The sequence below is a fragment of the Nocardia brasiliensis NBRC 14402 genome (assembly GCF_000308475.2).
GTDB classification, from domain to species: domain Bacteria; phylum Actinomycetota; class Actinomycetes; order Mycobacteriales; family Mycobacteriaceae; genus Nocardia; species Nocardia brasiliensis.
The window spans coordinates 202,961-227,128 of sequence record NZ_BAFT02000038.1; the positions used below are offsets into that span (position 1 = coordinate 202,961).

Genomic DNA, 24,168 nt, shown 5'->3' on the forward strand with positions numbered 1-24,168 from the left:
CGCCTCGGGCCTGCGGGAATGGACGCGCCGGTCACCGCGGCGGGTGGTGCCGATCGAGGATGTGGGTGAGCAGCCGGACGAGTTCGGCGCGTTCGGCGGGCGCGAGCCCGGTGAGCAATTCCTCCTGCGCCCCGGCGAGTCGCCGGTCCAGTTCGGCGAGATGCGCAGCGCCTGTCTCGGTCAGCGTGACGATCTTGCGGCGGCGATCGCCGGGGTCGGGACCGCGTTCCACGAAACCGCGGGCCGCCAGTTCGTTGACCGCGGTGACGATATCGCTGCGGTCGATCCGGGTGCGCTTGCCGATCTCGGCCTGCCCGGCCGCACCCGTCTCACCCAGCACCGCGAGCAACGCGTAGTGGTGCCGCCGCGAACCGGTGCTGTCCAGCGCCCGCTCGGCCGCCCGGTTGGCGAGCAGCGCGACCTGGTCCACCAGTCGCGTCGGCATAGCACCGAGCCTGTCCGGCGCCTCGTCGCGCGCGATCGCCATGACGGCCAATCTAGCCCGTGCCGGGAACGCCCACCACATGATCGACAGAGCTGGCCGAGACAGTTGCCCGGATCCGTGCGCGATAGCAGGCCAGCGCGGCTGCCACGGCGAACAGCGCGGTGAGCGCCGCCGCCAGGATGCGCAATCCCTGCCCGAACTGGAACTCGGTTGCGGCACGCTGGATCTCGTCCAGCGTGTGCTCGGCTCGATCGTCGAACAGGATCGAGGCCCGCGGCCACTGGTACAGGATCGAGAGCAGGAACTGGCCGCTCACCAACGACGCCAGCGACAGCGCCAGCCATCGCCTGCCCGATCGCGCCCACAGCGCCGCCGCACCGGCGAGCAGCGCGCACAACGTCAACGCCGCGCCGAGCGGACGCATCACATCGCCCACGGCGACCACGCTCATGAATTGCTCGGTCAGGACCAGCGAGTCGGGGACATCCCGAAAGATGTTGGGGTACAGAAAGATCGTTTCCGCCGCGGTCGTCGCGAAGGCGAAGCACGCGAGCACCGCGTAACCCGTCAGCACGACCGAGGCAATGGTGCCGCGTCGCATGGCGCCCTCCTCGAATCGACCGTAGCCGCGGGCGGGCGCGCGCGGATCCGGTGTGGTCCCGGATATTCGGCGCAGGGCACTCAGGGTCTACCCGGAGACCGTGATCGCGAGCAACGGGCACCGGACCGGCCCGCGGGCCGGTAGTGTCTCGCCTCGGCGCTCATTCCGATCGCCTATTCCCTACTCCCCCTGGGGTTCCCGTATGTCACGTTCGACTCTTGCTGCCCTGTCCGCCCTTTCGGCAGCCTGCTGCCTCGTGGGTCTCGCCACCGCGCCGACCGCCGCGGCCGCACCGCCCGAGGAGGCCCGGCTGGCCGGGTGCGAATTCGGCCGGATCGCGGGCACCTACGACTACGCGAACTTCGGCGAGCATGCCGGGCGCATGCTCGACGTCACCACCGGCGGGTTGCACGACGAGTTCGAGCGGGCCAGGCCGACGATCCTGGACACGCTCGCCGCCAATCACACCAAGGCGGAGGTCAATTCGGTGGACTGCCGTGTCGTGTCCGGCGACGCGAACCAGGCCGACGTCACGCTCACCGTGGTGCAGACCACGACCGGTGACGCCACCGAGGGCATGCCCAAGACCAACAAGATGTCGCTGCTGGTCACCGTCGTGAACGCGGACGGCCGGTGGTTGGTCAACCGGGCCGAGACCGACTGACCCTAGAGCGACTGCACCCAGTTGCGCAGCAGCTGGGCGCCGGCGTCGCCGGACTTTTCCGGGTGGAACTGGGTCGCCGAGAGCGCCCCGTTCTCCACCGCGGCGAGGAACGGCACGCCGTGCTCGGCCCAGGTGAGTTTGGGCGCGGCGAAGTGCTGGCCGGGGGGCAGCTCCCAGGTCTGCGCGGCGTAGGAGTGCACGAAGTAGAAACGGGTTTCGGCGTCCATGCCCGCGAACAGCATGCTGTCGGCCGGCGCGGCGACGGTGTTCCAGCCCATGTGCGGCAGCACCGGGGCGGCCAGGCGTTCCACCGTGCCCGGCCATTCCGCGCAGCCCTCGGTCTGCACGCCGAACTCGACCCCGCGCTCGAACAGGATCTGCATACCGACGCAGATGCCGAGCACCGGCCTGCCGCCCGCGAGCCGCTGACCGATCATCCGCTCCCCGCGCACCGCGCGCAGTCCGGCCATGCACGCGGCATACGCGCCGACGCCGGGGACGACGAGACCATCTGCGGCCAACGCGATTTCGGGGTCGGCGGTCACTTCCACCTTGGCCCCCGCCCGGGCCAGCGCCCGCTCGGCCGAGTGCAGATTGCCGGAGCCGTAGTCCAGCAGCGCGACAGATTTCAGGCTCACAGCGTCCCCTTGGTGGACGGCACACCCTGTACCCGCGGATCGAGTTCGACCGCGGCGCGCAAAGCCCGTGCCACCGCCTTGAATTCGGCCTCGGTGACGTGGTGCTGGTCGCGGCCGTAGAGCACGCGGACGTGCAGCGCGATCCGCGCGTTCAACGCGATCGATTCGAAGACGTGCCGGTTCAGCACCGTCGAATACGGCGCGCCGGGGCCGGAACCCGGGATGACCGCGTGCAGCAGGTGTTCCGGCTCGCCGGTGTGCACACAGTACGGCCGCCCGGACACGTCCACCGCGGCGTGCGCCAAGGTCTCGTCCATCGGGATGTAGGCGTCACCGAAGCGGCGGATACCGGCCTTGTCGCCCAAGGCCTTGCCCAGCGCCTGACCGAACACGATCGCGGTGTCCTCGACCGTGTGGTGCGCCTCGATCTCGATATCCCCCTCGGCCCGCACGGTCAGATCGAAGCTGGCGTGGGCGCCGAGCGCGGTCAGCATGTGGTCGTAGAACGGGACGCCGGTGGCGATCTCGGTCTTGCCGGTCCCGTCGAGGTCCAGCTCCACCACGATGCTGGATTCCTTGGTGATGCGCTCCACCCGCGCGGTTCGGTTCGTCATTGCTTCCTCCACAGGCGGATTCATCGGGGCGTCAGGTCGGTGTCGACCAGGATGCGGCTGACCTTCAGGAATTCGTCGTTCTCCGCGGCCAGGCCGATCGTGGTGCGCAGGTAGCCGGGAATGCCGACATCACGGATCAGCACGCCGTGGTCCAGGTAGCGCTGCCAGGTGCGCGGCGCATCACTGAACCGGCCGAACAGCAGGAAGTTCGCGTCGCTGGGCACCACGTCGAAACCGAGGTCGCGCAGCGCAGCGGCCACCCGGTCTCGCTGTGCGGCGAGTTCCGCTACGCTGCCGAGCGTTTCGTCCGCGTGCCGCAGTGCGGCGCGCGCGGCGGCCTGGGTGACCACCGACAGGTGGTAGGGCAGCCGGACCAGCAGCATCGCGTCGATCACCGCGGGCGCGGCGATCAGGTAGCCGAGGCGGCCGCCGGCGAAGGCGAAGGCCTTGCTCATTGTCCGGGTCACCACGAGCTTGGCCGGGAACCGGTCGATCAAGGTGAGCGCGCTCGGCTGCGCGGAGAACTCGCCGTAGGCCTCGTCCACCACCACGATGCCCGGCGCGGCCTCGATGATCCGCGCCAGTTCGGCCGCCGGAATGCTGTGTCCGGTGGGATTGTTCGGGCTGGTCACGAACACCACGTCCGGCGAACGCTCGGCGATGGCGGCCACCGCGTAGTCGACGTCGAGGGAAAAGTCCGCGCCCCTTTTGGCTTCGACCCATTCGGTGTCGATGCCCTCGGAGATGATCGGGTGCATCGAATAGGACGGCACGAAACCCAGTGCGCTGCGGCCCGGCCCGCCGAACGCCTGCAACAGTTGTTGCAGGATCTCGTTGGAACCGTTGGCGGCCCAGACGTTGTCGCCGGTCACCGCGACACCCGTTTGCCGGGTGAGGTATTCGGCGAGTCCGGCGCGCAGCGCGACCGCGTCCCGGTCCGGGTAGCGGTGCAGGTCTTCGGCCGCGATCCGGATGGACTCGGCGACGTCGTCGATCAGCGCCCGGCTGGGCGGGTGCGGGTTCTCGTTGGTGTTCAACTGCACCGGCACCGTCAATTGCGGTGCGCCGTAGGGCTTCTTGCCGCGCAGGCTCTCCCGCAGCGGCAGATCGTCGAGGCCGATCCCCGACCCCGGCACGGTCACGGGACGACTCATGACAGCGCCTCGAAACGCGCCTGCACGGCCTGGCCGTGTGCGGGCAGATCCTCGGCGTTCGCCAGCGCCACCACGTGTCCGGCGACATCCTTCAGCGCCGCCTCGGTGTACTCCACCACGTGGATCCCGCGCAAGAACGTCTGCACACTCAAACCCGAAGAGTGCCTTGCGCATCCGGCGGTCGGCAGCACGTGGTTGGATCCGGCGCAGTAGTCGCCGAGGCTCACCGGGGCGTACGCGCCGACGAAAACCGCACCGGCACTGCGCACCCGGCCCGCTACCGCGGCGGCGTCGGCGGTCTGGATCTCCAGGTGTTCGGCCGCGTAGGCGTTGACCACCCGCAGCCCCTGCTCGATATCGTCGACCAGCACCGTGCCGGATTGCTTGCCGCGCAACGCCTCGGTGACCCGGTGCGCGTGCTTCACCACGCTCAGCTGCCGGGTCAGCGCGGCATCGACCGCGTCGGCCAGCGCCACGCTGTCGGTGACGAGCACGCTGGCGGCGAGCACGTCGTGCTCGGCCTGGCTGATCAGGTCGGCGGCCACGTGCACGGGATCGGCGGTGGCGTCGGCCAGGATCGCGATCTCGGTCGGGCCCGCTTCCGCGTCGATGCCGACCAGGCCGCGGCACAGCCGCTTCGCCGCGGTCACATAGATGTTGCCCGGTCCGGTGATCAGGTCGACCGGCTCCAGCTGCGCGCCGTCGGTGTCGACGCCGCCGTAGGACAGCAGCGCCACGCCCTGCGCGCCGCCGACCGCCCACACCTCGTCGACGCCGAGCAACTGCGCGGCGGCCAGGATGGTGGGGTGCGGCAGGCCGCCGAACTGCGCCTGCGGCGGCGAGGCGACCACCAGCGAACCGACGCCCGCGGTCTGCGCGGGCACCACGTTCATCACCACGCTCGACGGGTAGACCGCGTTGCCGCCGGGCACATACAGCCCGACCCGCTCGACCGGCACCCAGCGCTCGGTCACGGTGCCGCCGGGCACCACCTCGGTGGTCTTGTCGGTGCGGCGCTGATCGGCGTGCACCTTCCTGGCCCGGGCGATGGACTCTTCCAGCGCCGCGCGCACCGCCGGGTCCAGGTCTGCCAGCGCCTTTTCCAGCTCCGCCGCGGGGACCCGGACCGTGGCCGGGATCACACCGTCGAACTTCTCGCTGTACTCCTGCGCCGCCGAAACGCCATGGTCCCGGATCGCCTCCACCACCGGCCGCACCTGATGCAGCACCGAGTCCACGTCGACTCCCCCGCGCGGCAGCGCGGCGCGCAGCTCGGCAACAGAGGGAGTGCGACCGCGCAAATCGACGCGGGCGAGCTCGATGCGGGTTGTCATGTGGTGTCGATCCTTGTCCTCAGCTGATCCGCAACAGGAAAGTTGCAGCTACCAGCCTAGTGGGCCGACGCCACCCGTTATCCGCCCGGTCCACTCAGGTGTCACCGCGCACCTCCCGGCACGCTGATCGGCGTCGCCGCCCTGGGCCTCCCCGAACACCGCGTCGAGGTGGCTGCCGTCGCGATCCTCGCACGATTCCGAGTTGGTCACTTGATCACCAGGTAATCCTGGCGGTGGGATCTCGGCCGATGCCGCCACCATCACCTGGTGATCAGCTGACCAGAAGTTTCCGAGCGCCGTGAGTCCGGGTCGGCACCCTCGCTGCACGTCGTCGCCGCCGTTCGTGCCACGCTGATCCGCGTCGAGGATCCGGGCCACGGACGGCCTCGTGACCTTCGCCCTCCCCTGACGACGAGATGCACCACACTTCGCGACCGATCGAGGGCGAGCGGTGGGTTCCGCCCCGCAGGCTCAGCGCGTGTCGGTGTCGATCAAGGCGGATCCGTTGCCGGAGTTGATCATCCGCAGCGTCACCGACTTGTTCTGACCGCCGTAGGTCACACTCGCCACGTTGACCGCCACCGAGCCGTCGCCACTACCGCTGCCGCTGTCCGCGGTGTCGACGGTGTTGAAGCCGGTGAGCCGGTTCTTCGTCCAGTAGCTCTCGAAGGCCTGCTGGCCGCCGTAGACCTGCTGGGCTGCGGGGGTCAATCGCTTCCACGCCGCCGGGAGGTCCAGATCGGACAGATTGGTGTAGAAGTCGACGACCTGGTCGATCGCCGCCCGCTGGTCGACCTTGCCCACGCTCTTGGTCTTGCCCACCGCGGCAGCGGCCGGAGTCGAACTGGTACCGCCGCTCGACACGCTCGAGCTAGGCGGATTCGCCTGCACCACGGGCTGATTCGTGTCCTCGCGGGACATCGCGGCGATGCTCACCGCGACGGCGGCGATGATTCCGCCGATCAGCGCGCCGACCAGGACGGCCTTGCGCTTGCTGCCGGATTTGCGCGGCGCCGGGCGCGGCTGGGTGGCGGTGCGCGGGTGCGCGGCGGTGTTGTGCTGCGGCGGACGCGGCGCGGGCCGCTGCCTGGCCTGGCGGTCGGGCGCGTGCTGCCGGTCGGGCGGGAGTGGCCGCTCGGCCGGATGGTGCGTGGCGCCCGAGACCGCCGACGGACGCAGCGCGCGGGTCGCCGATTCCGGTGCGCCGTTGCGGCGGCGCACGAAAGCCTCACTGGCGGGCACGAATCCGGCGGCCACCGGCGCCGGACCGGAGTCGGCGAACGCGGCGAGGTGATCGAGCGCCGCGCGCATGGTCGGCCGGTCCTGCGGGTCCGGGCTGAGCAGGTCGAGCAGGAAATCCGTGGCCGGGCCGGCATTACGCGGTTCGCTGACCTGACCGTTGGCGGCGGCGTACAGCACCGCGAGCGGGTTCGCGTTCGCGCCGTACGGCGGCTCGCCCTCCAGCGCGTGGAAAAGCGTTGCGCCCAAAGCGAACACGTCCGAGGCGGGGGTCGGGTCGGCGCCGCGCGCCATCTCGGGCGCGAGATAGGCGGCGGTGCCGCAGATCAGGCCGGTCTCGGTGAGCGTGACGTCGCCCGCGGCACGGGAGATGCCGAAGTCGGTGATCTTCACGGTGCCGTGATCGTCGAGCAAGATGTTGCCCGGCTTGACGTCCCGGTGCACGATGCCGGCCTGATGCGCGGCGATCAGCGCCGAGGCGACCTGCTCACCGATGCGGGCGACGTGGGTCAGCGGCAACGGCCCCTGAGTGGAGAGCACCGCGGCCAGGCTGTTGGATTTCAGGTACTCCATCACCAGGCACGGGTCGCCCTGATGTTCGGTGATGTCGAACACGACGATCGCATTGGGATGCTGGAAGCGGGCGGCGTTGCGGGCCTCCCGGATCGCACGCTGCCGGACCACGTCACGCTCGGCCTCGGGCAGACTCGGCTTGATGTGGATCTGCTTGACGGCCACCGAGCGTTGCAGGCGCTCATCGATGGCACGCCAAACCACGCCTGTGCCGCCGCTACCAATCCGCTCGACCAGGCGGTAATGCTCCGCGATCAACTGACCGGTATCGATGGCGCCTACTCCGAACCTTCTCGAAATCGTGACATTCCGCTTATTGCTTACTGACGCGGTCCGGGGACGAGTGTAGCGGGCCGCGGAACTTCCGCGCTCCTCAGCATGGGCGAATTCTGCGCCCACATCGCGGTGCGGCGACTAGCGCACCGCGCGCAGCATCCGGCCCGCGGCGTCGACGGCGGGGCCAGAACTGTTGGCATCATTGATGAACACGGCAAATGCCAGGTCATCCGCGATCCCGACGAACCAGCCGTGCGCGTGCTTGTCGTCGATGAACTCCGCGGTCCCGGTCTTGCCGAGCAAACCGGGAATATCGCGCAACTGCGTGGCGGTGCCCGAGGTCACGGTCTCCCGCATCATCGTCTTCACCTGCTCGACGACGGTGGCGGGCAACGGCGCGGGCGTCTTGTCCGCGGTGCCGGGTTTGCCCTTGACGATCGCCGGCGCGGGCGCCGAGCCGTGCGCGATCGACGCGGCGACCAGCGCCATGCCGAACGGCGTTGCGGTGACTTGTCCTTGGCCGATGGCGGATTCGACGCGCAGGGTGGGGGTGTCGGCCGGCGGGACCTTACCGGTGACGGTGGTCAAACCCGGTGTGACGTAGTCGATGCCGAGCCCGAGCTGCGCGGCGGCGGCGGTCAGCGCGTCGGCGGGCAGCTTCACCGCGAGCGCGCCCATGGTCGTGTTGCAGGAACGCGCGAACGCGGTGTGCAGGGGTACCGAGCCGAGGTCGAAGTTGTTGTCGTTGGGGATGCGGCGGCCCTCGATGGTCGCGACGCCCGGGCAGGGCAGCACCGTATCCGGGGTCACCGTGCCCGCCTCGAGCGCGGCGGAGACGGTCACCGTCTTGAACGTCGAACCGGGCGGGTACAGGCCGGTGAGCGCGATCGGGCCCTGGGCGTCGGCGGCATCGTTCTGCGCGACCGCGACGACGTTGCCGGTGGAGGGTTGCAGGGCGACGATCGCAGCCGGTTGGGTGATCGGCGCCAGCGCCGCCTCCGCCGCGTGCTGCAGGTCGATGTTCAGCGTGGTCGCGATATCGGTGGTCGGCTTCGCGTCCCGGCCGCCGACCCGTTGCGTGCCCTGCGCGGTCTGCGCGCGCACCGCCCAGCCCGCGTTCTCGTCGGCGGTCTGCTGCCAGAGTTGGGTGAGACCGGACAGCACCGGCGAGGACAGCGCCTTGTCCGTGGTGAGCAGCCGGGTCTGCGGGGCGAGCGTGACGCCGGGCAGTGCGGCCAGCTGTGCCTGGATCGGCGCGATATCCGCATCGCGCAAACTGATCGCGGTGATCGGCTTGCCCTGGGCCGCAGCGAGTTCCGATTGCAGCGAGGCGGCGGTGATACCCGGCGAGATCGGACCGAGCAAGCCGGCCAGTGCGCCGGTGTCGGCGCCGGGGCTCACATTGACCAGCGTGACCACCTGCTGGGTCATCAGGTCCCCGCCGCTGGCATCGAGCACCCGGGCGGGCTGCGGGTAGACCGGGCTGTAGGACAGCGGCCCCGCCGCGAGACCGGGCGCGACCGTGTCCGGATTCCAGGCGATCTTCCAGCCGTCGCCGCGGTCGTTCGCGGCACCGGTCGTGGTGTAGGTCCACTCGGACTTGCCGTCCTTGCCGAGCTTCCAGGTGGCGGCCAGGCTGAAGGTGTTCTGGTCGATCGCACGGACATCGAACTTCACCTCCTTGCCCAGGCCGTCGTAGAGCTTGCCCAGGGTGTCGGTGGCCTTCGCCGGATCGTCGGTGAGGTCGGCCGCCGCGGCGATATCGTCGCGGGTCAGCGCGTCGGCGAACTGGCCGGCGACCGTGTCGGGCTGGTCCGGTCCGGACGAGCAGGCGGCGAGCACGAGCGCGGGTGCGGCGAACAGGACGAGGCACTTCCGGTGGGTACGCACCCCGCCGACTGTAACGGCAGGTAGTTCCGGATGGCAGCTGCGACGCCCGGTCACCGCCGCTGCCAGTCCCCCTCGGCCAGCTTCGCGGCGTCGGCCTCGGTGAGGTCGATGTCGAACAGTTCGGACAGGACCTTCGGCACCTCGGACACCTCGATCTCCCGGGTGTCGCTGCTGCCGTCCGGGCGCGTGGTGACCACGGTGGTGCCGTCGATCATGTGGTCGGCGTCGGGCAGGAAGCGGTGCGCGTACGGCCGCGTGGTGAACGGCGAACGCGGCGAGGTGGAGACGAAGTGGTTGCCGACCGCGAAGTCGATCCGGTACTGCGGCGTGGTCGCGAAGGTGTAGCGGTCGATCCACCCGTCCTTGCCGAACTGGTGCAGCACCCAACGGTCACTGTCCAGTTCACCGCGCGTGTGTTCCAGCCGGAACCGCCACGCACCGGCACTGAATTCACCGGTCTCCGTCGACAATTCGTAGGGCTCCAGCGGGCCGGAGCCGAAACCGACGTCGACCAGCCAGACCCGGTCGTCGTCCGCGGTCGTCACGCGCAGCAGCGCGTGCGTGGCCGGACGCAGCCCCTGCTCGGCGCCCATCGTCACCCGGCCGTTGAAGGCGATGATGTCGTATCCGAGGCGTTCCAGCACCGCCGCGAACAAAGTGACGTGCTCATAGCAGTAGCCGCCGCGGCGTTGCCGAATCAGCTTCTCCTGCAAGGACTCCAGATCGAGCAGCACCGGCCTGCCGAGGATGATCTCCAGGTTCTCGAACGGAATCGTGGTGGTGTGCAACCGCACCAGCTCCCGCAACGTCCGCAATGTCGGGGCGCGCTCCCCGTCGAAGCCGATCCGGGCCAGATACCCGTCGAGATCCAGCTCGGCGTTGTTCCAGTGGTAGGCCGGATCGGTCGGCTTCGTCATCGCACCCTCACTTCGTCGTCGGTGTAATCACGTCAACCCCGGGTGGTCATGATCATGTTCCCACTTTCCCAGAGCCCGTCCCTGTGGGATCCGCCATGGTGGCGGGCGGAATATCCGGTCCGGCGCCGCGGTGGGCCGGACCGGCGATCTCCCGCCGCACCGACTCGGCGGGGCGAGACAGTAGTGCCGAGATGGCGGCGTTGCGCGGTCGTCAGCGGATCGAAAACGAGACGGCGCACCTGCGCGACATGTCCCGGCGCGCTGTCGACCACCTGCTTGCAGCCCGCCTCGGCCAAGGTGTAGCGGCCGTCGCCAGGGTCGGTCCGGCGCAGGATCCACGCGCGGGCCTCGAAGCGGTCCATCAACTTCGACAGTCGCGGAAGTGTGCTGTCGCAACCGAAACCCCATCTTTTGTGGAGCTTCGAGGACGCCAACGGCCCGAGATAGCCTCGGGCCGTTGGTCTTCGGGATGCGGTGCGGCGCGGCGTCGATGGGGGACGCGGGGCGCAGTTAATTGATCGAGTCGGCCAGGCGATCCGCGTACGGGGCAGTGAACCGTCCGACGAACGGCAGTTCCGCCCGGACACCGCCGGTCCCGTTCGCCTTGACCATCGCCATGATCCAGACGACGAACGAGAAAACCGCGAGCACGAGTCCGGCCAGGCTGAAGATGATCCCCAGTGCCCCGAGGAACGAGCCGATGATGCTCAACCCGATATTGGCCACCGAGACCGCCCCGAAGAAGACAATCGATTGCGCCGCATGGAATTTCACGTCCGGATCGTTCTTTCCCACGAAGAGGAAGATGATCCCGGTGACCCAGCCCAGCGCGTACGACAGGATCGCACTGGTCTTCTTGTCCAGCCCGGTGGACTGCGGTCGGTTAGCGGAAGATTGAGAAGATGTCATGGGCCGAGTACATGCCGAGCCCACCACCTACCGATCCCAACTTTCCGCCCGCGCAGCGGTCTCCACAGGGAGTTTCGAGCAGCAACAGTTAGAGTCGATCTGCACGAAAGATGGAGTGGGCGTGGCGTACTGTTTCGAGCTGGTAATCAACTTCGGCGACAACATGGACGCGGCGCGTTCAGCCCTACTCACCTGCGCCACCAGTCAGACCGACCTGCTTACTGCGGGCGATCAGCGAATACCGATCCACGGGCCGATACTGCGCTCCGACGGTCCATACCTCGAATTGTCGCTGCTGCCGGTGGGTGTCGGGTACGGCGTCGCACTGGACGGTTCGCTCCCCGGATTCACGCTCACCGCAGCGGAGCTGACCGAACTCGGCCACGGAATATACGAGCTACTCACCACTTTCGATGGATACGTGGCCGCACGGGTCGGCTGGGATCCTGAAGACACAGTCGACCCTGTCGAACTCAGAAACGATTGGCTGGACGAATTACGCGACGGAGCGATCAGCGGTCTCGTGCTCTGCGACGCCCTCCACGCCGAACTGGGCCTTGGTGACGATTACGCCGTCTTCCAACCCGGATACAGGTGGATCCCTTACCACGGTGAAGTTCCCGACACGTTGACGGCCGACTGACCTGGAACACAGTCCCCACCTGCGCCACGATGGCGCACTTGCCATCCGGCGGAGCCGCACTCGGCGCTCAGACCGCGAGCACCCGGCGCACATGGCATCTAGCGGAGCGCCAGGCGACATGCACCCTGCTCGATGTCCGGACAGATGACCGAGGACCTCCGATGCACTGGAGTCGACGAGGTTGCAGACGTCACCGGTGCTCGAAACAGGTTATGCGACACACTGGACGCCGAGGCAGCGTCGCTCGCCGAGTTCCGCGCTCGCACCGAGATCATGTGGCGCACTTGGCATTCGGTGGTGGAGCGGGGGCGGTGACCATGTTGTGGGCGACGTCGATGAGGTAGTCGCGGTCGGGGCCGTCGGACGGTTCGGTGCCGAGGAGGAGGCGTTCTACTACGCAGCCGCCCTCGAAGAAGGCGGGGCCGACGCTGTGGTCGCCGGGGACCACGGTGCCGTTCAGGTCGCGGCCGGTGACGACGGTGTACATCGAGACGGGTTTGCCTGCGGCGAGCAGTCCGGCGCGCATTTCCAGGGAGGTCGGGTAGGGCACCACATCATCGGCGGTGCCGTGGATCAGGAAGGTGCGGCGCACGTCCAACCGGCCGGCCAGCAGCGCGGGGGAACGCTCGATGTAGGCCTGCGGGCAGGCGAGCGGTGTGCAACCGCCCGCATCGCGTTCGATTTGCCCGGGCAGCGCGGGGTCGACCTTGCCCGCGGCCAGCCACATCGTGAAATCGTCTGCGGGACCGTAATTGTCGACCCAGTAGTCGAACAGTCCGCGCGGCCCGTGCATCGCCGCGAGGCCGCTCATGATGCCGCCCTGACTCCAGCCCCACAGTACGGTGCGCTCGATGGTCGGATGCTCGCCGCGATACCACTGCGTCGCCGCCACGATATCGCGCTGTCCCGCCCACAGATTCCATTCGCCGGTCCGCCACACGCTGTCCGCCGACCGCAGATCCATCGACAGCACCGGCGCCCCGGTCCGTCGCGAAATCGACATCAGATACCCGGCATAGTCAGCCGATGACCCGTCGTGACCATGCACCGCGACAACAAGTTTCGCCGGCGCCGCCACCCCACACCCCGACGGCTCGTACACCCGCCCCGTCGCCTCCTCCCCATCCACGGTCAACGTCACCGCCCGCACCCCCACCTGCGCCACGCACTCCGGCTCCGCCACCCCCACCGGCGCACCCACCACCAACGCACCCCCCAGCACACCCACCGCCACCAGTACTTTCCCGCGCCTCATCCTCGAATGATGGCACGGCGCCCTCCCGCCCCTGCCCGCCGACACGTGGCGCAGCCTTTCTGCTCCGCAACACGTTTGCCCACGTCCAACGCACGGTTCGCTGCTCAGTGATGCGAGCCCCGGGGTCCGGCACATCGTCGGTCCGGGGCGTCATCGGCCGAAACACCGCTGGCCCGAGGCACTGTCGGTTCACGACAGCACCGACTCGAAGCATCAGCCAGGCCCGGACATCGACGGCCGAGGCCCGTTGATCCGAGGCATCGTTGATCCGAGTCGTTGCGTCTGGGCCTGTTGGCTGGCTTCCGAAGTTTGCCAGCTCAGTTCGGCGTGCCTGCCGCCGGCGTTACATGGATGGTGCTGAGCACGTCGTATGCCGTACCCGGCTGTAGGCGCACGTCAGGTGCGCGGTGTCGCTTACCTGAGTGGTCGTCTGGCTGTGGCGCCGTTCTCGAGCGCTTCTTTTCGGGGCGGGTGAATGGTATGCGGGCGCTTTGGGATCTGCACCAGTTCTCGGGATTTGGAACGGTTTTGGGCCAACTGGGGTTTCTGACGTGATCGCCTGCGCGCGCCGGTGCGGCCAGGTGCTTCACAGAGCTTCCATACGCTTCGCAGCAGCTACAACCCCTGTGAACCGTATCGAAACTCTGTGAACCCCCACCTATCTGTCGCTTGGTCCACACAACCCGACCATCCTCCCTTTCCCAAGCCGCTCGAGACGCAACCACAGCCAGATGACCACGCCGGAACAAGCCAACGCGCACCTGACGTGCGCCGACAGCCGGGTACGGCACACGACGCGCTCAGCACTATCCATGTAACTCCGGCGGCAGGTCCACAAGACTGAGCAAGTCAACCTTCGGAAGCCGGCCAACAAGCCCAAACACAAGAAACACCAACAAAACTCAGCCCGCACCACCTACCATCCGCCGCCCGGTAGTCCGCCTCCTGCACGGCTTCCAGCGCGAGGCAAGCCGCTGGCGAAGCACACCGATGACAACGGCGCGCCGCTGAACAGAAAGAGCCGCAGCATCCGACCCGGACTGGCCGAGACCCCTCGGTCCGCGCACCGGTCTCGAGTAGCGAAGTGTCGGGATACAGCCGGACTACCAGGGTCGAGACGATGGGCAACCGTTTCAGCGCGAATGCGTCGGGCCTCGACGTCTACATGAGCAACGGGGCCACCGATGTGTTCTGCGATGTGATCGCCTTGGCTGGTTCGGCGGTGGCGCGCACGGTATGGCAACAGCATTTGGTGCTGCACTTCTGCGACTCGGCCCGTTACGCCCGCGGTTTCGCAGGATTCGATCTGGCCGAGTTGCCGTGGACACAGGATCACCCTTTCATGCCAGCCCGACGATCGACTCCGACTTCGGTGACTGGACCATCGCGCCGAAGCCGTATCTGCTCGATAGGTGTATCCGGCACAAGACCTTTCAGGGCGAGTTCGGATGCCGCTTGTGCGAGATCGCGATACAGCCCGCCGATGCGCCCCTCGTCTGGGAGGTGACCAGTACCTACACCACGGACGGAACGATCAACGGCGAGACCGTCGATCGTGAAATATGGCAAATTCCCGACGAATTGGTCCCCCGTGTCCTTGCCGTCGCGGGCGATCCGGAACCACCTGCAGTGGGGGTGCGGATCAAACCATCTGACCTGGAGCCGGTGTCCGTGATCATCGGCAGGCGGCTCGATCCCCACGCCCGCCATCGGCTGAGCAAAGCCGTGGCCTGAACGGGGCGAGCCAAGACAATCAGCGCACTATGACGCCGCGACCACGGCCCCGGAAGACCGCGCCGAGATCATTCCGCTCAGCAGGACGGCAGTTCGGCGGGTGGTGAAACGGGGCAGTTGCGCCACGAGCGCGTTCAGGCGGCCCGACTGGATGCTCGGTCGCCGGCCGCGGTCGAGGGCGTGTATCGCTGTCGCGACGACTTGTTCGGGTGTCTGGTAGGTGCCCCGGTGTTCCCCGCTGCGCAGGTCGTCGAAGAACTCGGTGCGGGTCAGGCCCGGGGCGAGTGACAGCACCCGCAGGCCGGTGCCGCGCGACTCGTACCACAGCGCCTCGGTGAAGCTGAGGACGAAGGCTTTGCAGGCGGCGTAGACCGCCATCGCGGGCATCGGCGTGTAGGCCGTCATGCTCGCGACGTTCACGAGAACACCCCGGCCGGAGGCGCGGAGCGGTTCGATGAACGCGCGGGTGAGGTCGACGAGGTTGGCGACGTCGACGTTGATTTCGTCCGTGAGGCGGTCCGGGTCCTCTTCGTGGAAGGCGCCGTCGGTGCCGAAACCGGCGCTGTTCACCAGGCCGTCGACGGCGATGTTCCGTCGGGCCAGGTCGGCGGCCAACCGCCGGCCCGCGCCCGGCTCGCTCAGGTCGAGGGCGACCGCAGTGGCGCGCACGCCGTGCTGCGTCCGCAGTTCTGCGGCGAGTACCTCCAGGCGGTCCTGCCGCCGCGCGACGAGGACGACGTCGGAGCCGCGGCGGGCGAGTTCGCGGGCGAAAGCAGCACCGATGCCGGAACTGGCGCCGGTGACGATCGTGGTCTGGCCGGGAAAGTTGATCGGAGTCATAGCTGCACCATATGCACTATTTGCACCCAGTGCAATATATCGCACTCGATGAAGATAAGTAGACTCAGTGCATGGTCGACTCCCCTACGCTCCGCGAACGCGCGCGCCGCGCGGCTCGAGCGGAAATCACCGCCACAGCGGTACGGCTCTTCGCGGAGAACGGCTTCGAGGCGACGACGATCGACCAGATCACCACCGCGGTCGGTATCTCCCGCCGGTCCTTCTTCCACTACTTCGGCAGCAAGGAGGACGTCGTCCTGGGCGACACCGACGCGCTGGGCGAGTCGGTGCGAGCGGCGCTGGCAGCCCGTCCGGACGACGAGTCGGCCTGGACGGCTATCAGAAAAGCCTTCCTGGTACTCCAGCAGCCGGCGGGCAGCCAGGAGGAGCAGCTCACCCTCGCCCGCATCCACCACGAGGCGCCCTCCTTGCGCGCCCGACACCTGGAGAAGCAGCTGCGCTGGCAGGAACTACTCGCCCCCGAGGTGCAGCGCCGCCTCGGCCTGCCTGCCTCCCCGGCCCCCGACCCCCGGGCACTCGCGTTCGTCGCCGCCGCGCTGGCCTGCCTCGACGCCGTCGTCGACGCGTGGTATCGCTCCGGCGGGGCCGACGACCCCGAACGCCTCTTCGAGGATGCGGTCGCCACCATCCGCCGCTAGATCGGCCCGCTCGCAACAACATTCACACTTTGCGAAGGCGGACACCGGCTTTGCCCGACGAAGCTCGGCCTGCCCCTCACACCGTCGCGACCTCCCCCGCTCGTAGAGCGACGAACACTCCGCCCGTGATCGCCGCGGCGCTCACGACGATGGCGAAGGCAGTTGTTCCGGCGGTCAAACCGATTGCGTCACTGAGGTATCCGGTGACAAGGGGGAGAACGGCCGCCGGGAGATAACCGCCGACGTTCTGGGCGGCGTTCGCTTCGGCGAGACGGCCCGCGGGGACGCAGGCGCTGATTGCGGTAAGGCCGCCGAATTGTCCGAGCCCCTGGCCCGATCCGGCCAGCACCGCCGTTGCGGCGAACAACGGCAGCGACGACAGCACTACCGCGAGAACCAGGCACAGCATGCTCGCGGTGGTGGCCAGTGCGCCGCCGAGCAGCATCGTGCGCACCCGCAATCGCCGGGCGGCAAGCTGAATACCGGTGGCGCCCAGGAACATCGCGAAGGCCAGGCCGCCCGCAACCACTCCGTTCGCCGCACCGAGCAGGTCGGCGAGCAGGGACGGACCCAGCGACAGCACGAACGAGGTCGCGGTGATGCCGGGCGCGAACACGGCGATGCCGAGCAGCACCGCGATCCGACCGTCCCGGGGCACGGCTGGAATCCGGATCCACGGTCCGCGCGCACCCGATCCCGGCGCCACTGCCAGCCGCACGACCACCACGAAAGCTGAAGCCAGCAGTGCGATCTCGACCACGAACACCGTCACCGTCGGACCGGGCACGGTCTCCGAGAGCACCCCGGCGAGCAACGGCCCCGAGCCGGCCCCGAGCACCATGGCCGTCGAAGCGGCCAGCGCCGCAAGTCGTTTCCCGGCGGGCCCGGCCACATCGGTGACCGCGGCCATGCCCGCCGACACGGCCGCCCCGACCGCGACGCCGGTCAGCAACCGGGCGACGGCGAGCCCCGCGACCGAACCCGCCGTCGCGAAGAGCACACAGGCGACCACGGCCAGCGCGATCGCGGGCAGCAGTACCGGCTTTCGCCCGAGCCGATCGGACACCACGCCGGCGACGAGCAGCGCACCCAGCAATCCGACGATGTAGCAGGCGAAGATCGCCGTCAACGTGCCCGCGGAGAAGCCGAGGTCGCGCTGCCACCGCACATACAGCGGCGTCGCGGCGTTCGACAGGACGAAGACCGCCAGCACCGGCCACGCCGCCGACCACACGAGCCCGGCCCGGGGCGCAACCTCCCGTTCCGCAACGACTGTCCCCATCTCGACCTCCACTAGTTCGACTTTTCTCGTACTGATACGACGGAAGTCGAACCTAGCATCTAGTACGATAAAATACGTACTAAGCATCACGACCCCAGGAGAAGCGCCCATGGCCACTGAGACGGCGGAGACCAGGCTGCCCGAGCCGGACCGCGCGGACCTGCGGCTGGACCAGGTCCTCGCGGCGCTCAGCGATCCGTTGCGGCTCACCATGATCCAGAAGCTGCTGCGCGAATCCCCCGACACCGACCGTTCCTGCGGCTGGTTCGGTATCGATCGGCCGAAATCCACGCTCACCCACCACTTCCGGGTGTTGCGGGAGGCGGGGGTGACCCGGCAGCAGCAGTACGGCCTGGAACGGCGCAGCAAGGTACGCATCGCGGATCTCGACGCCCGCTTCCCCGGCCTGCTCGATCTGGTCCGCGCCTGGACACCCGCGGACTGACCGCACACCTTGCCGCTGCGACTGTTCATCCGCGATGCCTGCCAGGCGCTGCAGTTGAACCCGCACGACTTCGGACTCTGATCGGTCACCGGCGAACGCTAGGCTTTCGCCTATGCGTTCGATTGATGTGGCCGAGCGACGCGCTCGGCTGGCGGTGCGGCACCGGCTCGCGACGGCGAACCGGTCCGATCAGGTCACCGAGATAGTTCGCTCGCTGGTCGCCTTGCACGCGACCGACCCGGCGACGGTGTACCTGTCCGTCGGGGCGCGCAGCAACATGCTCACCCCCGCACACGTCGAACGGGCGCTCTACGACGACCGGACGCTGCTGCGCATGCTGGCGATGCGCCGCACCATGTTCGTCGTCCCGGTCGAGTTGCTGCCGGTGTTGCAGTCCGCGTGCGCTGATGCGCTGGCGCACAAGCAGCGTCGCACCTACGGCAAGTATCTCGAAGTCGCCGGGGTCGTCGACGGCGAGGTGTCCCCGTGGCTCGCCGAGGTCGAAGCCGAAACGCACGCCGCCCTGCTGGCCCGCGGCGCGGCCACCGGCGCACAGCTCAGCAAGGACGTGCCCCGGTTGCGCACCCAGGTGAACACCGCGCCGGAGAAGGCGTATTCGAAGCCGACCAACATCACCACCTGGGTGCTGGTGACCCTCGGCTGCGAGGGCCGCATCGTCCGCGGCCGCCCGAACGGCAGCTGGACCAGCAGTCAGTACACCTGGTCGCCGATCGAATCCTGGCTCCCCGAAGGCATTGCGGCGCTCTCGGCCGAGCAGGCGCGCACCGAGTTGCTCCGGCAGTGGTTGCGAGCGTTCGGTCCCGCGCCGCTCACCGATCTCAAGTGGTGGACCGGCTGGGGCGTCGGCGAAGTCCGCAAGGCACTCACCGCTCTCGATACCGTCGAGGTCGAACTCGACAGCGGCACCGGCCTATTGCTCGCCGACGATGTGGAACCCGTTGCGGCACCGGCACCTTGGGCCGCACTGCTGCCCGCGCTCGATCCGACACCGATGGGCTGGCAGTCCAGGCAGTGGTATCTCGGCCCGCACGCACCGTCGCTGTTCGACCGCAACGGCAATATCGGCCCGACGATCTGGTGGGACGGCCGCATCGTCGGCGGCTGGGCCCAGCGCAAGGACGGCGAAATCGTCTGGCGCCTATTGGAAGACGTCGGTGCGGACGCCAAAGCCATGATCGAAGCCGAGGCCGAGCGCACCGGCGCGTGGTTCGGCGAGGTCCGCGCCATCCCCCGCTTCAGGACCCCGCTGGAGCGGGAACTGACCGCCTAGCGCGGCTCACGCCGCGCAGGTCGCACCGGGCGGCGACGGCGGGGCGGTGTCGACGCCGGCGAGCACATCGGTGGTGTATTCGAGCGCGGGCCGGTCCATCGGCTCACGATCGGTGAGGATCCGCTCGACCACGCACGCCCCTTGGAACCAGACCGGTCCGATCCAGTGCGTTCCGGGTAGGACGGCCCCGTCGGGACCCCGGCCGGTGATGATCGTGTACATCGAATAGGGTCGGCCCGCCGCCGCGAGTCCCGCCTTCAGGTCGAGCGAATGCTGATACGGGACAATCGGATCGGCGGTGCCGTGCACCAGGAAGCTCCGTCGCGCGTGCAGTTGCGCGGCGAGCGCGGCGGTGGAACGGTCCCGGTACGCCTGCGGACACTCCGCGGGTGAACAGTCCCCCGCGTCCCGCTCGATCTGCGTCAGCTGCGGCAGTCCGAGGCTGTTGCCCAGGTTCCAGTAGTCGACGGCGTTCGACGGCCCGGCGGTGTTCACCCAGTAGTCGAACAACCCGGCGGGCCCGTGCGCCAGCGCCAGCCCGCTGGTCATGCCGCCTTGGCTCCAACCCCACAGCACGGTCCTGCTGACCGACGGATGCTCGTCCTTGTACCACTGAGCGGCGGCGACCACATCGTGCCAGCCGGCCCACGGGTTCCACTCCCCCGTCTTCCATTGGCTGTTCCCGCCGCGCTGATCGAGCGTCAGCAGGGTCGCGCCGCTGCGCTGCGCGAGCGCCGACATCACGTCGGGGTAATCGGCCGACTTCTCGTTGAAGCCGTGTACCGCCACGATCAACTGACGCGCGGGAAGGTCACCGGGACTACAGGTGTAGGGCTCGTACGCCCAGCCACTCGCCTGCTCTCCGTCGACCGCGATCGTGATCGGTTGTCGCGCAACGTTTTCCGGGGCGCAGTCCGGCGCCGCGGCCGCGGCCGGAACGCCGAACCACAGCGCGGCCAGCGCGGCGACGATGGAGAGCAGCAACGCCGTCGTCGGCTGCATACTCGCAGGGTGACACAGGGGTGAGCGGGCGCGCGGTGAATCAAGGTACCGATCGGGTCGAGACAACACGTCCTTAGATCGGCGAACGAGATCGTTCCGCTACATATCGAGCCCGAGGTCGAGCACCCGGACCGAATGGGTGAGCGCACCGACGGCCAGGTAGTCGACGCCGGTCCGGGCATAGTCCGCGGCCACGTCGAGGGCCAGCCCGCCGGAGGACTCCAGCTTCGTGCCCGGCGCGGTGGCGTTGCGGCGCTGCACGGCGGCCTGGGTCTGCCAGAGCGGGAAGTTGTCGAGCAGCACCAGCTCCACATCCTCGGCGAGCACCGCGTCGAGCTGTTCGAGACTGTCGACCTCGACCTCGCAGGCGATATCGGGAGCGAGCGCGCGCACAGCGCGCAGCGCTTGGACCACCGAGCCCGCGGCGACCACGTGGTTGTCCTTGATGAGCGCGGCGTCGCCGAGTCCCATCCGGTGATTCACGCCGCCGCCGACGCGGACCGCGTATTTCTGCAATGCGCGCAGGCCGGGCAGGGTCTTGCGGCTGTCGCGGATCTTGCAGTCGGTGCCCGTGACGGCGTCGACCCAGGCGGCGGTCGCGGTCGCGATGCCGGAGAGGTGGCAGACCAGGTTGAGCATGGTGCGCTCGGCGGTGAGCAGCCCACGGGTCGGCGCGACGACGGTGAGCACGGCTTGTCCCGGGGTGACCCGGGTGCCGTCGGCGACGCGGCCGGTGATCTCGTAGCTGCCCGCGCCGAGCACCTCGTCGAGCACCAGCAGCCCGACGTCGAGTCCGGCGACCGTGCCGGGTTGCCGCGGCACCACCGACGCCTTCACCACCGCGTCGGCCGGAACCGTTGCGGCGGTGGTGATATCGGGTCCGTAGCGCAGGTCCTCGTCGAGCGCGGTCCGGATGAGGGTGAGCACCTCATCGCAGTCCAACGCGGTGTCCAGAGCCATCGACGCACTCCTCCAGTTGTCTGTGTTTCGCCGCGTAGCACACCACGGCCGATGTGCCAGGTGTGCCGCGCGACGTTCGGGTCAGGCGGGTGGGCCCAGTTGCGGCCGGCCGGCGCCGTCGAGTCGGACCGAGAAGCTCAGGCGCAACCGGTCGTCGGGGTGCGGATGATCGGATCGGGTGTGACAGCCCCGGCTTTCGGTGCGGGTCGCGGCGGTGAGCAGCAGCGTGCGCGCCGCCAGGGTCAGCGCCGCGTCCTCGAGACCGGCGACTCGTTCGTCGAACGTGCCGTCGGCGCTGAGCGTGCGGCGCTGTGTCACAGCGTCTTCCATCCGTTTGATCGCCTCGTCCAGCCCGGCCCGGTCGCGGACCACCGAGGCGTGCTCGGTCATCAGCTGCTGGAGCACCCGGCGATCGGCCGTCTCGGCAGACCGGACCGGGATCTCGGCCACGGTGGCGGGCACGCCGCGGCGTTCGGCGGCGGCCACACCGACCCGCTCGCCGACCACGAGACCTTCCAGCAAGCTGTTGGAGGCCAAGCGATTCGCGCCGTGCAGCCCGGTGCGCGCGACCTCCCCCGCGGCGTAGAGACCGGGCACCGCGGTGCGCCCGTGCGGGTCGGTGACCACGCCGCCGCACTGGTAGTGCGCGGCCGGAGCGACCGGGATCAGGTCGCTCGCGGGATCGAGCCCCGCGGCGTGGCAGGAGGCGGTGATCGTCGGGAACCGTTGCGCGAAGCCGTCGATGGCGCGGGCGTCGAGGTAGACGTGATCGGTGCCCAGCGCGCGCATGCGGGCCGCGATCGCGCGCGAGACCACATCACGCGGTGCCAGGTCGCCACGCGGATGTAGTCCGGCGGTCACCGAATCACCCTCGGAATCCACCAGGATCCCGCCCTCGCCGCGCACCGCCTCGCTGATCAGCGGGCGGCGGCCGAGCCCGCCCGGGGTGTAGAGCACGGTCGGATGGAACTGCACGAACTCGAGGTCGGCGACGGCCGCACCGGCCCACAGCGCCAGCGCGACGCCGTCGGCGGTCGCGCCCGGCGGGTTGGTGCTCAGCGCGTAGAGCTGGCCGAGCCCGCCGGTGGCGAGCAGCACCGCGGGGGTGTGCACGACACCGAAACCCTTGTCGGACACCACGACAACGCCCTGCACGCCGTTCGGTCCGGTGACGATGTCCCCGGCCGCCGCGCCGAACAGCACCGGCAGTCCGGCCGCGTTGAGCGCGCGCTGCACCTCCGCCCCGGTCGCGTCCCCGCCGGCGTGGATGATGCGCCGCGTGCTGTGCCCACCCTCCCGCGTGCGCGAGATCTGCCCGTCCCGGCCGAGATCGAACACCGCGCCGAGGTCGGTCAAGGCCGCGACAGCGTCCTGACCGCCTTCGACGATCGAGCGCACCGCCTCGACCCGGCACAGCCCGGCACCGGCCTCCACCGTGTCCTGCACGTGGGATTCGACCGAATCACCTTCCGGCGCAACGACAGCGATGCCGCCCTGGGCGTATTGCGTGGACGTGTCGGTCGCTCCACCCTTGCTGAGCGTGAGCACCCGCAGCCCGCGCAGCGACGCGGTGCGCGCCGCTGTCAGGCCGGCGACGCCGCCGCCGATCACCACGAGATCGGCCTCGGCCTCCCACTCGAACGACTGCCCGACCACTGCCGCGCGGGCAGGGGTCGGCGTCATTCACCACCGCCCGGATTGCCGATCTCGATCATCCGCTGCACCGAACTACGGCCGCGGGCCGCGGTTTCCAGGTCGACGTGCACCTCGTCGCGGTTCTCCACCAGGCAGCGCAGCAGCGCGGCGGGGGTGATCATCTTCATGTACTTGCACGAGGCCCGGTCGTTCACGGCTTGGAAGTCGATGCCGGGCGCGGCCTTTCGCAGCTGATGCAGCATGCCGACCTCGGTGGCGACCAGCACCTGCGTCGACTGACCGGACCCGCGCCGCTCACGCACCTCGCGTGCGGCATCGATCATGCCGCCGGTGGACAGGATGTGCACCCGCTCGGACGGAAATGCGCCCTCACCCGCCAGGTACAACGCCGAAGTGGCGCAACCACATTCGGGATGCACGAACAGCTCTGCATCCGGGTGGGTGCGCGCCTGTTCGGTCAGCTCGTCGCCGTTGATGCCCGCGTGCACGTGGCATTCCCCCGCCCAGATGTGCATATTCGCCCGGCCGGTGACCCGCTTGACGTGCGCGCCGAGGAACTGGTCCGGCAGGAACAGCACCTCCCGGTCCGGGTCGATCGAGGCGACCACATCGACCGCGTTCGACGAGGTGCAGCAGATATCGGTGAGCGCCTTCACCTCGGCGGTGGTGTTCACATACGACACCACCAGCGCGTCCGGGAATTCGGCCTTCCAGGCGCGCAACTCGTCCGCGGTGATGGAATCGGCCAGCGAACAACCCGCCCGCTGATCCGGGATCAGCACGGTTTTCTCCGGAGACAGGATCTTCGCGGTCTCCGCCATGAAGTGCACCCCGCAGAACACGATCGTGTCCTCGGGCGCCTCGGCGGCGATCCGCGACAGGGCCAGCGAATCACCGACGTGATCGGCCACGTCCTGGATCTCCGGCAGCTGATAGTTGTGCGCGAGAATCGTCGCGTTTCGCTCGCGGGCCAGCCGCTTGACTTCCTGAGCCCACTGCGGCGTCGCCTCGACACCGGTGAACCCCGACGGTCCGTCGAACACCTGCTCCATCAGCGGAGGCGCCAGTTTCGCACCCATCGTCGCCATGATGGCTCCCTTCGTCGTGCGACCAGTTACACCACCGATTCGCACCTAACCAGGTTTTC

Annotated in this window: 24 protein-coding genes; 6 read left to right on the plus strand and 18 right to left on the minus strand. The window is 68.9% G+C overall.

Annotation, left to right across the window (positions count from 1 at the left end; translation table 11 throughout):
* Positions 1 to 31 precede the first annotated feature (31 nt).
* Positions 32 to 487 carry a MarR family winged helix-turn-helix transcriptional regulator gene (locus TY25_RS12440; RefSeq protein WP_042256176.1) on the minus strand — a complete coding sequence of 152 codons (456 nt, stop codon included), beginning with the start codon at positions 485 to 487 and terminating at the stop codon, positions 32 to 34.
* Between the two features lie 10 nt (positions 488 to 497).
* The gene (locus tag TY25_RS12445) at positions 498 to 1,046 is read right to left on the minus strand and encodes a hypothetical protein (RefSeq protein WP_042256061.1); all 549 of its coding nucleotides are present in this window, start codon (positions 1,044 to 1,046) and stop codon (positions 498 to 500) included.
* A 202-nt stretch (positions 1,047 to 1,248) separates the two neighbouring features.
* Between TY25_RS12445 and TY25_RS12450 the strand changes: the two genes are divergently transcribed.
* Complete coding sequence (locus TY25_RS12450; protein ID WP_146154025.1) at positions 1,249 to 1,710, plus strand: hypothetical protein; 462 nt, start codon at positions 1,249 to 1,251, stop codon at positions 1,708 to 1,710.
* A gap of 2 nt (positions 1,711 to 1,712) precedes the next feature.
* On the opposite strand, the gene hisH is transcribed toward TY25_RS12450, so the two are convergent.
* The 9 genes from hisH to TY25_RS12495 form a co-directional block, all read right to left on the minus strand.
* Positions 1,713 to 2,348 carry an imidazole glycerol phosphate synthase subunit HisH gene (gene hisH, locus TY25_RS12455; protein ID WP_042256063.1) on the minus strand — a complete coding sequence of 212 codons (636 nt, stop codon included), beginning with the start codon at positions 2,346 to 2,348 and terminating at the stop codon, positions 1,713 to 1,715.
* On the minus strand, positions 2,345 to 2,962 hold the full coding sequence (gene hisB, locus TY25_RS12460; protein WP_029902504.1) for an imidazoleglycerol-phosphate dehydratase HisB: 618 nt from the start codon (positions 2,960 to 2,962) through the stop codon (positions 2,345 to 2,347). Before hisB ends, hisH begins: the two co-directional genes overlap by 4 nt.
* Before the next feature lie 20 nt (positions 2,963 to 2,982).
* Positions 2,983 to 4,116: a histidinol-phosphate transaminase gene (locus TY25_RS12465; protein WP_042256064.1), complete on the minus strand. Its 1,134-nt coding sequence runs from the start codon at positions 4,114 to 4,116 to the stop codon at positions 2,983 to 2,985.
* A complete protein-coding gene (hisD, locus tag TY25_RS12470) occupies positions 4,113 to 5,450 on the minus strand; it encodes a histidinol dehydrogenase (protein WP_042256065.1) in 1,338 nt (445 codons plus the stop codon). Before hisD ends, TY25_RS12465 begins: the two co-directional genes overlap by 4 nt.
* 471 nt (positions 5,451 to 5,921) lie before the next feature.
* Positions 5,922 to 7,520: a serine/threonine-protein kinase gene (locus TY25_RS12475; protein WP_042256066.1), complete on the minus strand. Its 1,599-nt coding sequence runs from the start codon at positions 7,518 to 7,520 to the stop codon at positions 5,922 to 5,924.
* Between the two features lie 156 nt (positions 7,521 to 7,676).
* Positions 7,677 to 9,428: a penicillin-binding transpeptidase domain-containing protein gene (locus tag TY25_RS12480; protein WP_042256067.1), complete on the minus strand. Its 1,752-nt coding sequence runs from the start codon at positions 9,426 to 9,428 to the stop codon at positions 7,677 to 7,679.
* Between the two features lie 50 nt (positions 9,429 to 9,478).
* The gene (locus TY25_RS12485; protein ID WP_042256068.1) at positions 9,479 to 10,345 is read right to left on the minus strand and encodes an arylamine N-acetyltransferase family protein; all 867 of its coding nucleotides are present in this window, start codon (positions 10,343 to 10,345) and stop codon (positions 9,479 to 9,481) included.
* 32 nt (positions 10,346 to 10,377) lie between these two features.
* On the minus strand, positions 10,378 to 10,707 hold the full coding sequence (locus tag TY25_RS12490) for a winged helix DNA-binding protein (RefSeq protein WP_201773660.1): 330 nt from the start codon (positions 10,705 to 10,707) through the stop codon (positions 10,378 to 10,380).
* 148 nt (positions 10,708 to 10,855) lie between these two features.
* The gene (locus TY25_RS12495; protein WP_042256069.1) at positions 10,856 to 11,254 is read right to left on the minus strand and encodes a DUF4870 domain-containing protein; all 399 of its coding nucleotides are present in this window, start codon (positions 11,252 to 11,254) and stop codon (positions 10,856 to 10,858) included.
* Between TY25_RS12495 and TY25_RS12500 the strand changes: the two genes are divergently transcribed.
* Positions 11,253 to 11,897: a hypothetical protein gene (locus tag TY25_RS12500; RefSeq protein ID WP_146154026.1), complete on the plus strand. Its 645-nt coding sequence runs from the start codon at positions 11,253 to 11,255 to the stop codon at positions 11,895 to 11,897. The genes TY25_RS12495 and TY25_RS12500 overlap by 2 nt on opposite strands.
* Before the next feature lie 271 nt (positions 11,898 to 12,168).
* Here the strand turns inward: TY25_RS12500 and TY25_RS12505 are convergent, their stop codons facing one another.
* Positions 12,169 to 13,152: an alpha/beta hydrolase family protein gene (locus TY25_RS12505; RefSeq protein WP_226887432.1), complete on the minus strand. Its 984-nt coding sequence runs from the start codon at positions 13,150 to 13,152 to the stop codon at positions 12,169 to 12,171.
* Positions 13,153 to 14,388: 1,236 nt separating this feature from the next.
* Between TY25_RS12505 and TY25_RS12510 the strand changes: the two genes are divergently transcribed.
* A complete protein-coding gene (locus TY25_RS12510) occupies positions 14,389 to 14,886 on the plus strand; it encodes a hypothetical protein (protein WP_146154027.1) in 498 nt (165 codons plus the stop codon).
* Positions 14,887 to 14,913: 27 nt separating this feature from the next.
* On the opposite strand, the gene TY25_RS12515 is transcribed toward TY25_RS12510, so the two are convergent.
* On the minus strand, positions 14,914 to 15,726 hold the full coding sequence (locus tag TY25_RS12515) for an SDR family NAD(P)-dependent oxidoreductase (protein WP_042256073.1): 813 nt from the start codon (positions 15,724 to 15,726) through the stop codon (positions 14,914 to 14,916).
* 71 nt (positions 15,727 to 15,797) lie between these two features.
* Here TY25_RS12515 and TY25_RS12520 point away from each other — a divergent pair, with 71 nt between their 5' ends.
* On the plus strand, positions 15,798 to 16,385 hold the full coding sequence (locus TY25_RS12520) for a TetR/AcrR family transcriptional regulator (protein WP_042256074.1): 588 nt from the start codon (positions 15,798 to 15,800) through the stop codon (positions 16,383 to 16,385).
* 76 nt (positions 16,386 to 16,461) lie between these two features.
* Here TY25_RS12520 and TY25_RS12525 read toward each other — a convergent pair whose 3' ends face one another.
* Entirely contained in the window at positions 16,462 to 17,667 is a 1,206-nt protein-coding gene (locus tag TY25_RS12525) for an MFS transporter (RefSeq protein ID WP_042256178.1), read from the minus strand.
* A 109-nt stretch (positions 17,668 to 17,776) separates the two neighbouring features.
* On the opposite strand from TY25_RS12525, the gene TY25_RS12530 reads away from it, so the two are divergent.
* Positions 17,777 to 18,112 carry an ArsR/SmtB family transcription factor gene (locus TY25_RS12530; protein ID WP_042256075.1) on the plus strand — a complete coding sequence of 112 codons (336 nt, stop codon included), beginning with the start codon at positions 17,777 to 17,779 and terminating at the stop codon, positions 18,110 to 18,112.
* Between the two features lie 112 nt (positions 18,113 to 18,224).
* Positions 18,225 to 19,403: a winged helix DNA-binding domain-containing protein gene (locus TY25_RS12535; RefSeq protein WP_042256077.1), complete on the plus strand. Its 1,179-nt coding sequence runs from the start codon at positions 18,225 to 18,227 to the stop codon at positions 19,401 to 19,403.
* 6 nt (positions 19,404 to 19,409) lie between these two features.
* Here the strand turns inward: TY25_RS12535 and TY25_RS12540 are convergent, their stop codons facing one another.
* The 4 genes from TY25_RS12540 to nadA form a co-directional block, all read right to left on the minus strand.
* Positions 19,410 to 20,405 (minus strand): alpha/beta hydrolase family protein, encoded by a 996-nt coding sequence (locus TY25_RS12540; protein ID WP_042256078.1) that lies wholly within the window; start codon positions 20,403 to 20,405, stop codon positions 19,410 to 19,412.
* Positions 20,406 to 20,504: 99 nt separating this feature from the next.
* Complete coding sequence (gene nadC, locus TY25_RS12545) at positions 20,505 to 21,365, minus strand: carboxylating nicotinate-nucleotide diphosphorylase (RefSeq protein WP_042256079.1); 861 nt, start codon at positions 21,363 to 21,365, stop codon at positions 20,505 to 20,507.
* An 81-nt stretch (positions 21,366 to 21,446) separates the two neighbouring features.
* A complete protein-coding gene (locus TY25_RS12550) occupies positions 21,447 to 23,048 on the minus strand; it encodes an L-aspartate oxidase (RefSeq protein WP_042256080.1) in 1,602 nt (533 codons plus the stop codon).
* Entirely contained in the window at positions 23,045 to 24,109 is a 1,065-nt protein-coding gene (gene nadA / locus TY25_RS12555) for a quinolinate synthase NadA (protein WP_042256081.1), read from the minus strand. The genes TY25_RS12550 and nadA overlap by 4 nt, the downstream gene beginning before the upstream one ends.
* Positions 24,110 to 24,168 lie beyond the last annotated feature (59 nt).